Raw genomic sequence first — 13,815 nt, 5'->3', positions numbered from 1 at the left:
ATTTTGATTCTAGTTTTCGTTTGATTTAGCTGGTGATTATTAGTCAATCAAGCCGTACAAGCGATCGCCAGCATCGCCAAGACCAGGAACGATATAAGCTTTGTCGTTCAAATGCTCATCTACAGCGCAAACAACAACCTTAAAGTCAATAGAAGGATCAATCTCCTTCTCAATGCGCTCCAAGCCTTCTGGCGCTGCCAAAATGTTAATAGCAGTAACATCTTTAGCGCCGCGCTCTGCCAAGTAGTGCGTAGCAGCAATAAGAGTGCCACCGGTAGCAAGCATTGGGTCAAGAAGGAAGCATTGACGACCAGTCAAATCTTCTGGTAAACGGTTAGCATAAGTGACGATGTCGAGCGTCTGCTCATCGCGCTTCATGCCAAGGAATCCAACCTCAGCGGTTGGAAGAAGGCGAGTCATGCCGTCGAGCATACCAAGACCAGCGCGCAAAACAGGCACAACCATTGGGCGTGGTCGGTTCAAATGCTTGCCAGTCATCTTGCAAATAGGAGTTTCAATCTCGCGATCGCTAACTTCCAAGTTGCGTGTTGCTTCGTATGCTTCGAGAGTTACCAATTCGGAAACTAACTCGCGGAAAATATTAGATGGTGTATTCTTATCTCGCAAAACGGTGAGCTTGTGGTCCACCAGCGGATGATGTAAAACATGAAGATCCATACCTTCTAGATTAGTGCAAGCATTGCACGTTAAGCTAGCGGCGTGCCGTGATTATTTAGAAAAAATATAAACAATTGTTAATGAAGGTTGAATTTTGTGAATTGTTGGAGAATTTAAAACATCTTAAAAACGCTGACTTGCGAAAGCGCCTGTCGGCGCAAACGCCGCTCGCAGCGGCAAAAAATGGAGCCCGGGGCTTAAGCACAAGCCAGCGTCACTTCCCGAGTATACATGCTTTTTGATTTCAGCGCGCCGCGAATAATCTAATCAAGTTTGCCTGCCTGCCACAATTTTGCGCCGCTAGCAAAGTCTAAAGAAAGCGCGTGCATGTTAGCGCAAGTGTGCAAAACGTTGGCAATTTTTTGCGCGCTGCTGCTTTCAGAATTTTGCGTCTGGCCTAGTCTTTTTGCGTACGTGCGCATTCCGCGCGAAATAATCGCGCTAAACGCAGAAGCGCGATATAGCGCAACAGCAAAATCGCCAGTAAACGCGCCAGAAAGAATCGAGTCGGCAAGTCGCGCAATATCTTCTTTTGTAGGAGACTCGTCAACTCCAGTAATCGCCGAAGCGCTAGTGGCCTCTGGCTCGCCAATGCGCCAATATGCAGCATAAGAGTCGCCATTTTTGCGTAGTGATGTTCTAAGCAAATACAATCGCCAAAGCATTCCAGGAAGAGATTGAGCCTCTGCTTTACTCCATAAATCCGCAATAATTTCAATGCCCTCGTTTTCTACCAAGTTAAGCACGCGCTCAACAATTTCGGGAGTTTGCGTTTTATGAACGCGGTTTAGCAAAACGGCAGCTGAAGTGTGACTAATTTCGTTTACGATTTGTGGGTCTGTGCCGCCCTCAATTTGCGCGAGCATTGCTGGGTCCATTTGCGCTGGCCTGCTAGGGCGATTCGAGCCGATTGGGCTTGGCATAAACGCGGATCTGCTAGAGTGAATTGAACCCGATTGCGAATTAATATTAGTAGACAATTGGCAAAACCTTTTCTATGTTTACGATTTTAGGACCTTTTTTGGAGCTTACAATGTGCAAAATTACGGCACTTCCAGTAGGCATATATGGCGATTTTTGACTAAGTATGCGTTTATTTGCTTTTGGCTTAGAAATATCCCTTAAATGCGCAAAAAATGTTCCAATAATTGGGCGATGCAAGCACATAACTGTTGTTGCGGTTGGTGTTTCTGATTTTGTTTTTGTTTTTGTTGTTGTTTCTGTTGTGTTGCCATCGTTAGTTGTATCTATGAGATTTTTTATTTCACTTGTTAGCACGTTTAGAGTTGATTTTGGATTTTTCTCGTGAAAATCTTCTGTAAGTTCCGCCACTTTTTCTATATTGATTGAAGAGTTTTTTGCAAAAGCGTCTACAGTTTCCAAGCATCGCCTCCAAGGAGAAGAAACAATTTTGTTTGGAGCATAGCAAGCAAGCTCGCGACCGAGCGCGTATGATGCGGCGGACCCAAGAGGTGTGATTGGGCGAGTGGCTTCGCTGCCTTGCCAAGCTTTTCGCGATTCCGCTTTGCCGTGACGCACAAGAATAAGCGTTTTATAATTTGCTTGACCAGACTTTATTCGTTCAAGGAATGCGTCTAAAACAAGTTGATCACTATCGTGCGTAAGTTTTTTGCGAGCGTCTTCGGGTGTAAGCCAAATAACATTGCCAATTTCTGTAGGTTTTGCTGGTTTTATTGGGCCAAATGCTGGAAGTCGCTTTATTGCATCGCCTTCGCTGATTTCGCGCATCATCCAATAGTGAATTCGCTTGATTACTTCTGGCTGATCGTTATTTTGCGAGCCGTTTTTTGTGCTGCTTTTTATGCCGTTTTTTGCAGACGATTTTTTGCCTTCGTTTTCGAGTGGATACTCGATTTGCGCAATATGTGGTCCAAGTGTAACTGCGTAGCCAGTCTCTTCGCCAACTTCGCGCACAGCAGTGTGACGATGCGATTCATTGGCTTCGTTCTTGCCTTTTGGCCAGCTCCAATCGTTGTATTTTGGGCGGTAAACAAGGCAAAGTTCTATGTTGCTTTCGTTTAACACTTGATTACAAGCGTTGGATTCGCTGCCAACATTACCGAAATCTTTATTTGGATTTGTGATGTTCGGATTGCTTGACTTGCTTTCTTTGCTAGCAGTTTTGCGCAAGCGGTAGATAATACCGCCAGCTGCTTCAACATATCTCTTCGCTACTGTTGCACTCATATTCACTATTTTAGCGTTTTTCTTTTGTAACTTTTAGTTGTGCTTTAATGTTTTATATTTTGTACGCAGGCATGACTGGCATAAACGTGCGTAGCAAAAGTGTTGTTATTGTTTGCTAATCTTCCAAATATCCTAAAACTGGCAAATTATTGCGTAAAAAATATCCTAAAACTGGCAAATAATTACTCAAAAAACATCCCAAAACTGGCAAATAATGCTATAATCGTTGTAATATCAACATTAAAAAGAGTAAGCCATGAAACGACTAGCATTACAAAAATTAATCGCCTGGAATAGTAAACCAAATCGCAAGCCACTAATAATATGGGGTGCGCGTCAGGTTGGCAAAACGTATCTAGTAAAAGATCTATTTGCAGAAAAGTATTATAAAAATAGCTATATTTACATCGATCTTAAAAAAGAAGATGAGGTTCGTAACTTTTGCGAAAGCACAGCAAACGCAGAAAAGATTATAGAATACTTGTCTTTGCGATTTTCCAAGGCTATAGATGAAGGCACTTTGCTGATTTTTGACGAGATCCAAGAATGCCCAAATATTATTTCGTCGCTTAAATATTTTTGCCAAGATTTTAGAAGAATTCACGTAATTGCAACGGGTTCAATGGTGCGAATCAAATTGCATCGCGAAGCTCACAAGCAAAATTCGTCGAAATCAGCAGTTGGTCAATTCCTCTTTCCAGTAGGCAAAATTGACCAGATAACAATCTATCCAATGACTTTTGGTGAGTTCCTACTAAACAATAACAGTCTTTTATATTCTAAGGTGCGTGAAGCTTATGATTCTAAGCAAGCGCTTTCTTCCGAAATACATAATCTTGCGTTAAACGAGGTGTATAAATATTTGCTGATTGGAGGTATGCCAGAAGCAGTAGAAGCATATATTGAACGTAAAGATTTACTAGAATCGCGTGAGATTTTGCGCTCGCTTTATGACAATTATCTTGCAGATATGGAGTTGTATCAAGCAAGTAGCGAATCGATTTTAAGATCTCGACTTTTATTTGAGAATATTTTTAGAGAGCTTAATAAGGAATCAAAAAACTTTTCAGCTGGTCTTATTAAAAAAGATAGTAGAACTAGAGATTTTGCTACGTCCATTCAGTGGCTGCTTATGACCCATATTGTTAATCAGTCATTCCAACTCAAAGAGCATATAACCATGCCGCTTATGCAAGAAAACGAAAGTAATTTCCGACTATTTTTGTGCGATATTGGCATGTTCTCGTATCAAAGCGGAGTTAATGCAGCATCTTTTATTTCAAGCGAAAGAGACAATACGCTATCTGGTATTTTCTTCGAAAATTACGTTGCAAACGAACTTAGCGCAAATGGTTTAAAACTGTTTTATTGGCGCGGAAAATCGGATTCGGAATTGGAATTTATAATTGAATCAAATAACAAGCTTTTTCCGATTGATGTTAAAAAAGGCAGAGGAACTCTTAACTCTTTAAATAAGTTTGCAATGCACAACAAGTTTGAGTTTGCAATAAAAGTTTCTAAAAATAATTATGGCTATGATGCAAATCAGAAAATCGCGACTATGCCATTTTATTTTATGACGTTCGTGGCTGGCGATTTGGCTGCTGGAACGCTTGAGATTTAGCGACTGTGACTGTGTGACTGTGACTGTGTGGATGCGTGGATGCGTGCGAAACGCGATTCGTGAGTATGCCTAAAAAAGTCGCAGCTCGTTTGAATCAGCACCGCGCATATCGTCATAATCCAAAATAAGGCAAGTAAATCCTCTATCTTGCGCAAGAACGCGCGCTTGTGGACTAATCGTTTGCGCTGCAAAAATTCCGCGAACGGGCTTAAGAAGTGGGTCGCGGTTTAGCAATTCGCAATATCGAGTAAGCTGCTCAACGCCGTCAATGCCGCCATTTCTCTTAATCTCAATAGCCACGTGAACGCCGTTAGAATCCTTAGCCATAATATCCACTGGACCAATCGCAGTAGGGTATTCGCGTCGAACAAGCTTTGCACCTTTGCCAATGCGTTCAATCTGCTCTGCTAAGTAATGCTGCAAATGCTCTTCCACGCCGTCTTTAACAAGGCCTGGGTCCTCGCCTAAGTCGTAGGAAGAATCGCTATAAACGTGTTGCAAAACAATGCGAAGTATGTCGTTGCCCTTTTTTGCTGCGATTTTTAGAACAGTTCCGTTTGCAAAAACAGATTCGGCATTAGATTTGGCATTTTCGGCATTAGATTCTTCGCAAGATTCAATATCGGATTCGCCAGAATTGCAGGAATCGCCAGAATCGCCAGCCTCGCCAGAATCCTTCTCAACGTGCATCGTGCACGGAGCAACCATCCAATTTAGTGGCTTGTATGAGCCAATCTCCGAAAAAATAAGCACGCTTCCGTCTTCTTTAAGAAGCAAGACGCGCTTAGCTGTTGGAAGACTTGCATTAAGCCTACCAGTGTATTCTGCACTACAATCCGCAACAATAATTCGCACACAAAAAGCGTAGCATAAATAGCGTAATTACTTGCACAAAAACTATCTGCCCAAAGCAGCCGCTAAATCGCGATTCTGCCAGCGCTGATGCAACGCGCAATAGCCTCCAAAAAGCAAGAGCCAAATAAGGCCGCCAATCGCAGATCCGCGAGTGTCTTCGCTAATAAACAGCGTTATGTACACAAACACAAAGAAAGCAATCGTTAGTGAATTAAGCAGCTTATAGTGCGGCATAACAAATCCGTCTGGCATAAAATCAGCCGAAGCGCGGTACTTTCTATGCGTAACCATAATCAAAATGTAAATCATGATTATTACTGCCGAAGACGCAGAAGCAAACACAATAAACGCGCCATGCACTCCAGGAATTGAGTTAATAATCGGCGAGAACAGTATTAGTGCAGCAGAAAAAATGATTGCTCGCGCAGGAACCTTAGTGCGCGAAACTTTGCGCAAATGCGAAAGAACAGGAGAATTAGATTCTAACGCAATTTGATACATGTGCCTTCCTGCAGAATAAAGCAGCGAATTAAGCGCAGAAGACGCTGCCGTAATAACAACAAAGAACACAAGCGCAGAAGCCCAATGAAGCCCCGCATATTGGAAAACCATAATAAACGGAGACATATAAACGCCTTTAGAATCGGTAGCTTTAAATTGTTGCCAAGGAACAATCAGCATGATTGAAGCAAGCGCTCCAACGTAGAAAATCAAGATTCGCATAATAATCTCGTTAATCGCCTTTGGCAAAACTTGGCGAGGATTCTTAGTTTCCGAAACTGTAACGCCTACAAACTCAATAAGCTGGTATGCGTAGAACACCATTTGGAAGCTCATCAAAAATGCCAGCCACCCATTTGGCGCAAGCGAGAAGTTGTTGAAAATATTGTCAAAGCCTGCGTGTCCTGCAGGATTTGCAACGCCACTAATCTGTGTTGCAGGGTAATGGTAGCCAATAATAACCATAACTGCAGCAGTTGCAATAAGAGCCACAATCAGCGTGATTTTAATCATTGAGAACCAAAACTCTGTTTCTCCAAATAGCTTTACAGCAACCAGATTTATGCACACTAAAGCAGCCAAAAACGCTACTTCTATAAGCCATTTCCAGCTGCTAACGTCTATGCCAAAAGTTTGGAAGAAAGTAACGCAATACGTGCTAACTGCCGTAATCTCACTCATGCCAATAAGCACAAGCACTATCCAATACGACCATCCTGCAAAATTGCCCCAGCCTTTGCCTAAATATCTTGTAATAAAGCTAATAAAAGTGTGCTGATTTGGGTCTTTATACATGAGTTCGCCAATGCCACGCATAAGCAAAAACATGATTAAGCCAACAATTATGTACACCAACATAATGCTTGGGCCTGTAAGACTAATGGATTTGCCAGAACCCAGGAATAGGCCAGTGCCGATTGTTCCGCCTATAGCAATGAATTGTACGTGTCTTTTTGTAAGGCTGCGCTCCATCTTGTTAGTGTGACCATTGTTAGTTTGGTCAATATCACTCATTGCTATAACTCCATTCTTTTAGACGTGAGCTTTCAATTTTATAGGAACCCTTAAATATTGGATTATTATTCCACACTTTTAAGCGAGCTTACGGGGTCAATGCGGTCTAGCGCTGGGCTGGTTGACCATTGAACAATAAGAGCAAAGATCAGCGTTGCAAAGCCAGCAATCGCATAACTTAGCCAAGATACCTCGACTTCAAAATACAGTGCTGGCATTCGCAAGGCGTTTGTTAGCAAGCCAGCAACTAGTCTTCCTAGTGGTAAACCAACTAGAACGCCTATTACTGTGAGTGCAAACATCTCTTTATGCACGTAGGCATGAACTTCTTTTTGATAGAACCCAAGAACTTTCAACGTAGCTATCTCTCGAGATCTTTCCGAGATATTGGTGCTTGCCAATGTGAATAGCACGGCTAATGCTAAGCCAGCAGCCAAAGTTACTATAAGCGCAACAACTGCATTCATTAAATCGAAGCTAAAAGCGTGTTTCATACGCGTAATGCTCATAACAGCAAGAACACCTTCTTGGTTAGCAACATTATCGGCGTAACGCATTTTTGCGTCGTCTTTTCCGCGAAGTTGTAGCATTAAAGCGTTGTGTTTAATGGTTTTTCCATTCTTAAAGCCGAATATTTTTTCGTAGCAGCGCGAAGTCATGTATATGTTTGAGCCAATAAGATTGCGAACTACGGCTTGTAACTTTACTTTTGCGTGTTTAAAGTTGGAATTAGTTATTTTAATATAATCTCCGCGAGAAATGTTAAGCGATGATGCCGCGCTTTGAGAAAGAAGAGGCCCGTTATCGTTAAGCGAAATAGTTTGCAAATTGTTATTAACGTCTTGAAGATTAACCATTTTAGACAACGTTGCTGAATCTTTAACAACTACAATCTGCACGCTTTCGGAATCTTCAACGCTGCTGTTATGTGATTTGCTGTTAGATTTACCATTATCTGTATCGCTTTTTGCGATTTCTCCAGAGCTAATGTAGGCAGGCAAAATGGTATCAACAAGATTGTTGGATTTATCTTTTTGCACACTTTTCTTCATATTTTGGAATGCATCTGGAGTGGAAATAGAAATCATATCGTAGTGGTAAATGCCGTCATATTGGCGAATGCCAAGTGTTGCAACGGTATCGTTTAGTGCCAGCGCGCACACAATTAACGCCGTGCAGCCAGCTACGCCGCCAATCGTCATAAATAATCTGCTTTTAAAACGAGCTAGATTTCTTATAGATACTTTGTTTAGGAAGCTTAGACGATTCCAAATAAAAGGTAGATGTTCAAGCAGCACGCGAGCGCCAGCTTTTGGAGATTTTGGACGCAGTAATGTTGCTGGAACCTGCCTTGTTTCCCTCCAACTTACGATTATTGTGCATATTGCAACTGGTATTACAAACGCGAGCACACAAAGCGAGCCGTAAAGCCAATCGTATCGTAAAACAACTCCTGGCACTGTGTACAATCCGCGCAAAATCTTAAGTAGTAAAGATGGAATTGCTAAGAATCCCAGAATATCGCCTATGCCACCGCCTATAAAGCATGCAAAAATCGCAAAGAAAGCGTGCCTTGTTATTGCTGCGCAACGTCCATAACCTAAGCTTAAGTACGTTCCTATTAGCGCTCGTTCTTCTTCTACCATTCTTGCCATGGCTGTAAGGCTCATCATCATTGCCACTACAAGAAAAAGCACTGGGAAGGCATATCCAAGCGACTGAATTGAAGCTACGTCGGATCGCAAGCGAGCATAGCTGCCATTTTCAACGCGAGTAGCAATATACCATTTTGCTTTAGGAACGTTCTTTTTTACTTCTGGCTTAATTTTTGCGTAAATTTGCGCACGAGCCTTAGCTAAAACCGAGTCGGGAGCGTTTTTAAGCATTGGCATGTTGGCTATAGTCTGATTTACTTTTTGATTTGTCTGGTCTTCTATAACTTGATTTCTGCGCGTTTTTTGGCAATCGCTTTGTACGCTATTTTTAATCTGATTTGAAGCATCTGCCACAATTGCGCGATACTTTTGCGAAAAATCATTAACACGGCTAGGCTCTGCTAATCGCACCGATATAGATGTGTATGGGTGGTTATTAGTGCTTTTGCTAGCAGCAGATGTAAAAATTGGATATCTCGATATAACAGAGTTGCGGAAAGCTTTTGACTGATACCCGTTTGGATTGTCTAAATCGTTAACATCCAACACACTTCCCGTAATTAAAATCTTATATTTTTGCTTTTGACTAGTAGCATTAGGCAAACCAGAGTTTTGTTGCACACTTAAAAACAGCGTACTACCTATATTCAATCCACTATCGTGCAAAAATCGCTCAGTTACGGCAGCTTGGTGATTATTAGTTGGCATATTGCCGCGCAGTAGATGCAGTCGATTTAGATTTTTAGAATCGTGATTATATTGAACGAGGTTCATTGCGTAAGACAAACTGGCATTATTTAGCGGGTGGGCGGTGGCTTTAAAAGACTTTTCGCCCTCGGCTTCGCTAACAATGGGCAATTTTTTGATTGCTTTAACATCGTTTTTAGTTAATCCAAGAGTAGATACGATTTGCAAGTCGTAAGCTTTGAGATTTGTGTAAACATTGTTTGCACCAAGAAGCATATCGTTGCAGCCTGCGTAGATGCCTGTCATAACAGCAACTCCAAGCATTGCTATAACGGCGAGTACGCAAAAACGGCGCCATTCATGAATCCACATTCGTACGGCGCTAATAAAAACTATTGGCAAAATGGAGTGTGCGCGCTTAGTGCGAATCGCAGTTTTACGCTTGATTATCTTGGATTTTACGGTTTTGTTATTCACTATAAATCACCACTATGCATCACCCTTCTGCATTACCACTCAATGTCTGCGATTGCAGCGGGATTTTCTTGAACAGTTTCGCTTACGACTTTCCCAGAATGGAATCTCACAACTTTGTGTGCCATAGGAGCAATCGCCGCGTTATGCGTAATAATAAGAACCGTCATGCCTTCTTTTTGGCAAATATCTTGAAGTAATTGCAAAACAGCTTTTCCAGTTTCGTAATCTAATGCGCCGGTTGGCTCGTCGCATAAAAGCAGCTTAGGTTTTTTAGCTAGTGCACGCGCAATAGAAACTCGCTGCTGCTCGCCGCCCGAAAGCTGGGCTGGAAAATTGTTAAGTCTGTTTTCCAAACCTACGTCAATAAGTGTTTGAGCTGGGTCAAAATGATCCGCGCAAATCTGGGAGGCAAGCTCCACGTTTTCTAATGCCGTTAAATTTGGAACAAGATTATAAAATTGAAAAACAAATCCAATATCTTCTCTGCGATACTTTACAAGCCCACGGCCATTGAGCTTTGTAACATTTAAATCGCCAACAGTTACGCTACCGCTTGTTGCTGTATCCATGCCGCCTAAAATATTCAATGCTGTAGTTTTTCCAGCTCCCGAAGCGCCTAAAATAACAGTTAGTTTGCCGCGCTCGGCTGTAAAACTGGCATCATCTAGCGCTCGCACGACGCCTGTACCAGATGGGTACTCTTTTACAACATGATCAAATGTTATGTATGCCAAAATTACACCTTACTTATAGGACTTTTCTGGGTTTTCTGGGTTTTCTGGGTTTGCGGATGCTCTATTGGAACAGCGATACGCCGCGTCTTGCAGTACAATATGCGTTTCCAAGCCAAGTGTGCCTTGAATTTGGCCAAACAGCGCCAAGACGTGCGGCTCCTTGACTTATCCAAATACTTGGAACCCTTCCATCGGAGCTTTTTGAGCCTAAAAGATTAAAGCCATTTTTGCTTTCAAGCCAATCAGGATGCTGCGTTGCAATTGCTAATCCTTCTTCTAAAGTTAAAGGAAGGCGCTCGTCGGAGTCAATAAGCTTTCTAGCAACATCTGGCTCACGGTTCAAATACGACGTACCCGTATGCGGGTCAATCGCAAGGTAAAATGGCCCTTCTGGAGGCTCAAAACCATCTTGTGGCAAGAAGCTGGCAATATCTCTAGGCGGCATTGTTGTAAACCCAGCCATTCGCTCAATGCTAGTTCGAGAAATCAAAGATTCTGGCGAAACCAGCTCGCGAGTAGGCACAAGAAGAATGTTTGTTCCCAAATCGCTTTGCTCAAGCGCGCGAATAAGTGGCAATGCTAAAGCGCGGAACGCCGCTGCACTCATATCTGCAACATCTGGGTAGCCAAGGGCAACAATGCGGTCAAGCTGTTTTTGTATTTCTTGCGAAGCAATAGACATAGTTACATTTTACGTAAAATTTTCTACAATCGCGAGTGCGACTTAGCTTGATTAATACGCAAATCCGCGTTTTTTAGCTACGATTTCCGCCAATTGTACAGCGTTAAGCGCAGCGCCCTTGCGAAGATTGTCGTTTGTAATAAACATTGCTAATCCGCGCTTTCCATCAACCGCTTGATCTTGGCGAATGCGGCCAACGTAGCTCGCAGACTTTCCTGCAGCAAGCTGAGGCGTAGGAATATCGTCTAGTGCAACGCCAGCGGCCGATTTTAGCACTTCGCGAGCCATCTCTGGAGTTACATCGTGCTCAAATTCGGCATTAATGCTCATTCCGTGACCCGTAAAAACGCCAACGCGCACGCATGTGCAGCTTGCTGCGAGCTTTGGCAAGTGCAAAATCTTACGACTTTCGTTGCGAAGCTTTTGCTCCTCGTCGGTTTCTTGCGATCCGTCATCAACAATCGCGCCAATAAATGGCACAACGTTGAATGCGATTGTGCGCGCAACTTTGGTTGGTTGCGGAAAATCAATCGCATCTCCATCAAACACAAGCTTATCTGCGCCCTGATATAAAGCCGCTTGCGCTTCGTTCATAAGCTGCAATGCACCAGCTCTGCCAGCTCCCGAAACCGCTTGGTAGGAAGATACAATAAGTCGCTTTAAGCCAAAAGCGTCAGAAAGTGGCTTTAGAACAGGCATGCACGCCATTGTTGTGCAATTAGGATTTGCAACAATCCCACGCGGAATATCGTTCAAATCTTGCGGATTTACTTCTGCAACTACAAGAGGCACATCGTTATGCATACGCCATTGAGAAGAGTTATCGATTACTATTGCGCCAGCATCCGCAAATCGCGGCGCCCACACTTTGGATGTTCCGCCACCTGCGGAGAAAATCGCAATGTCTATTCCGCTTAAATCTGCTTTTTCCACGTCTTCTACAACAACATCTTTGCCGCGATAGTTCAAAACAGTTCCAGCAGAGTGCGCGGAAGCCAAAAATCGCAAGTTTTTAATTGGAAAATCGCGCTCGTCTAATACGCGACGCATAACCATTCCAACCTGGCCCGTGGCACCTAAAACCGCAAGGTTTACGCCTGTGTTGCTTATAATTGCCATTTTGTCTCCCTTATTTTTGCGATTTTGCGTGAGTTTCTTTGATTTTTACGATTATTTAAGCGGATTTTTGCGCGCGATCAGCGCCCGCTTCCTCCATAAACAACAGCTTCGACTTTGCTTGCGTCCAATCCGTAGGCTGTGTGAAGTGCGCGAACCGCTTCGTCGAGCTGCTTTACTGGAACAATCGCCGCAATGCGAATCTCGGATGTGGAAATCATAAGAATATTAATTCCGTGATCGCTTAGCGCTGTAAAGAAGGTGGCTGCAAGACCAGAATAAGTTTTCATTCCAACGCCAACAACTGCGACTTTTCCAACAGAAGGGTCCACATCCATAGACGTAAATTGCAATTCTCCGCGCGCGCCCTGCAAAACCTTGCAAACGGCGTCCAAAGCCGAGCTTGGAGCTGTAAGAGATATGTCTGCCGTCTCGGTAGATGCGCTTGCCTGAGCAATCATGTCTATGTTAACGTTTGCTGTAGCAAGAGTCGTAAACACTTTTGCTGCGTTTCCAGGCTTGTCTGGCACGCCTCTAAGAGTAATCATGGACTCGCTTCTATCGTGTGCAACGCCAGAAATTACAGGAGTTTCTGGTCCTAAGTCTGGGAATAAATCGCCCATTGTGGAGCGAATATCTACATTTGTCATTTTATTTGCTATTGTATTTGCCATTTTTGCCGCCTTCTGTCTATTGCTTCTGCTTATTTACTGTGTCTTACGTTTCGTCTTATTTTGTGTGTTTTATTTTGTGTTTTATTTTTGTGTATTATGCCTATATTTTTAATAAATAATTAGCTTAGATTTGGCAGGCTTTTTGGATCTACGCCATTAGGAACAACCAAAGTGCCATTTCTGTGCGAAAACGAGCTGCGAACATGCAATGGCATGCTAAATCGTTGCGCATATTCAACGCATCGCAAAGCCAAAACGCGCGATCCACAAGACGACATCTCTAGCATTGAATCGTAGTCAATAACGGGGATTCGCTTTGCTGTTGGAACAATTCTAGGGTCTGCTGTAAAAACGCCATCAACGTCTGTGTAAATCTCGCAAATATCTGCGCCCAAAGCTACAGCCAGCGCCACTGCAGAAGTATCTGAGCCGCCTCGGCCAAGCGTTGTGTCGTCGCCAATTTCGCTGATTCCTTGGAATCCTGCAACAATAGCAACACTGCCTTTTTTAAGCGCGTGTTGAACGCGATCTGGCTTAACAGCGCGAATATGCGCCGCTCCAAATTGCGCGTCTGTCATAAAACCAGCTTGCGACCCTGTAAAAGAGTATGCGTGCGAGCCTTGCGCGTGAATCGCCATTGCCAGAAGGCTCATAGAAATGCGCTCGCCTGCAGTCATAAGCATATCCATCTCTCTGGCAGGCGGATGCGCGTTTACACTCATTGCTTGGTCAATAAGATTGTCTGTTGTATCTCCCATAGCCGAAACAACAACCGCAACGTCGTTTCCAGCAGCTTTTGTGTCTAGAATCCTTTTTGCTACGCGCTGAATTGCGTCCGTGTCTTCTACAGACGAACCGCCGTATTTCTGCACTATAAGAGCCACTTTAACCCCTTATGTTCAGCTGTTAT

12 protein-coding genes are annotated in these 13,815 nt (G+C 43.2%); 1 reads left to right on the top strand and 11 read right to left on the bottom strand.

Annotated features, from left to right (window positions below; genetic code table 11):
• Positions 1-39 precede the first annotated feature (39 nt).
• The 3 genes from upp to HXT36_RS05010 all read right to left on the bottom strand — a co-directional run bounded on the left by upp (position 40) and on the right by HXT36_RS05010 (position 2,886).
• Positions 40-678, bottom strand: coding sequence for a uracil phosphoribosyltransferase (gene upp / locus HXT36_RS05020; protein ID WP_004120306.1), 639 nt, complete (start codon positions 676-678; stop codon positions 40-42).
• A gap of 263 nt (positions 679-941) precedes the next feature.
• Complete coding sequence (locus HXT36_RS05015; RefSeq protein ID WP_116286121.1) at positions 942-1,601, bottom strand: thymidine phosphorylase; 660 nt, start codon at positions 1,599-1,601, stop codon at positions 942-944.
• A 46-nt stretch (positions 1,602-1,647) separates the two neighbouring features.
• Positions 1,648-2,886, bottom strand: a complete 1,239-nt coding sequence (locus tag HXT36_RS05010) for an NUDIX hydrolase (RefSeq protein WP_421778677.1) — start codon at positions 2,884-2,886, stop codon at positions 1,648-1,650.
• A gap of 256 nt (positions 2,887-3,142) precedes the next feature.
• Here HXT36_RS05010 and HXT36_RS05005 point away from each other — a divergent pair, with 256 nt between their 5' ends.
• The gene (locus HXT36_RS05005; RefSeq protein ID WP_346284157.1) at positions 3,143-4,510 is read left to right on the top strand and encodes an ATP-binding protein; all 1,368 of its coding nucleotides are present in this window, start codon (positions 3,143-3,145) and stop codon (positions 4,508-4,510) included.
• 69 nt (positions 4,511-4,579) lie between these two features.
• Here the strand turns inward: HXT36_RS05005 and nucS are convergent, their stop codons facing one another.
• The 8 genes from nucS to HXT36_RS04965 form a co-directional block, all read right to left on the bottom strand.
• A complete protein-coding gene (nucS, locus tag HXT36_RS05000; RefSeq protein WP_421778676.1) occupies positions 4,580-5,365 on the bottom strand; it encodes an endonuclease NucS in 786 nt (261 codons plus the stop codon).
• A 42-nt stretch (positions 5,366-5,407) separates the two neighbouring features.
• Positions 5,408-6,880, bottom strand: a complete 1,473-nt coding sequence (locus HXT36_RS04995) for an amino acid permease (RefSeq protein WP_016794337.1) — start codon at positions 6,878-6,880, stop codon at positions 5,408-5,410.
• A gap of 65 nt (positions 6,881-6,945) precedes the next feature.
• A complete protein-coding gene (locus HXT36_RS04990; RefSeq protein WP_421778675.1) occupies positions 6,946-9,699 on the bottom strand; it encodes an ABC transporter permease in 2,754 nt (917 codons plus the stop codon).
• A 32-nt stretch (positions 9,700-9,731) separates the two neighbouring features.
• Positions 9,732-10,433 carry an ABC transporter ATP-binding protein gene (locus HXT36_RS04985; RefSeq protein ID WP_060787039.1) on the bottom strand — a complete coding sequence of 234 codons (702 nt, stop codon included), beginning with the start codon at positions 10,431-10,433 and terminating at the stop codon, positions 9,732-9,734.
• A 61-nt stretch (positions 10,434-10,494) separates the two neighbouring features.
• Positions 10,495-11,115, bottom strand: a complete 621-nt coding sequence (locus HXT36_RS04980) for a DUF5701 family protein (RefSeq protein WP_004131086.1) — start codon at positions 11,113-11,115, stop codon at positions 10,495-10,497.
• A 51-nt stretch (positions 11,116-11,166) separates the two neighbouring features.
• The gene (locus tag HXT36_RS04975; protein ID WP_060785795.1) at positions 11,167-12,234 is read right to left on the bottom strand and encodes an aspartate-semialdehyde dehydrogenase; all 1,068 of its coding nucleotides are present in this window, start codon (positions 12,232-12,234) and stop codon (positions 11,167-11,169) included.
• A 77-nt stretch (positions 12,235-12,311) separates the two neighbouring features.
• The gene (locus tag HXT36_RS04970; RefSeq protein WP_032835986.1) at positions 12,312-12,881 is read right to left on the bottom strand and encodes an ACT domain-containing protein; all 570 of its coding nucleotides are present in this window, start codon (positions 12,879-12,881) and stop codon (positions 12,312-12,314) included.
• A gap of 143 nt (positions 12,882-13,024) precedes the next feature.
• Positions 13,025-13,789, bottom strand: coding sequence for an aspartate kinase (locus HXT36_RS04965; protein ID WP_004131083.1), 765 nt, complete (start codon positions 13,787-13,789; stop codon positions 13,025-13,027).
• Positions 13,790-13,815 lie beyond the last annotated feature (26 nt).

It is taken from the genome of Gardnerella sp. DNF01144 (assembly GCF_049244245.1).
Taxonomy (GTDB): domain Bacteria; phylum Actinomycetota; class Actinomycetes; order Actinomycetales; family Bifidobacteriaceae; genus Bifidobacterium; species Bifidobacterium piotii.
Note: the sequence above shows the minus strand (reverse complement) of the source record. Positions and strands in the feature narration are given on the sequence as shown.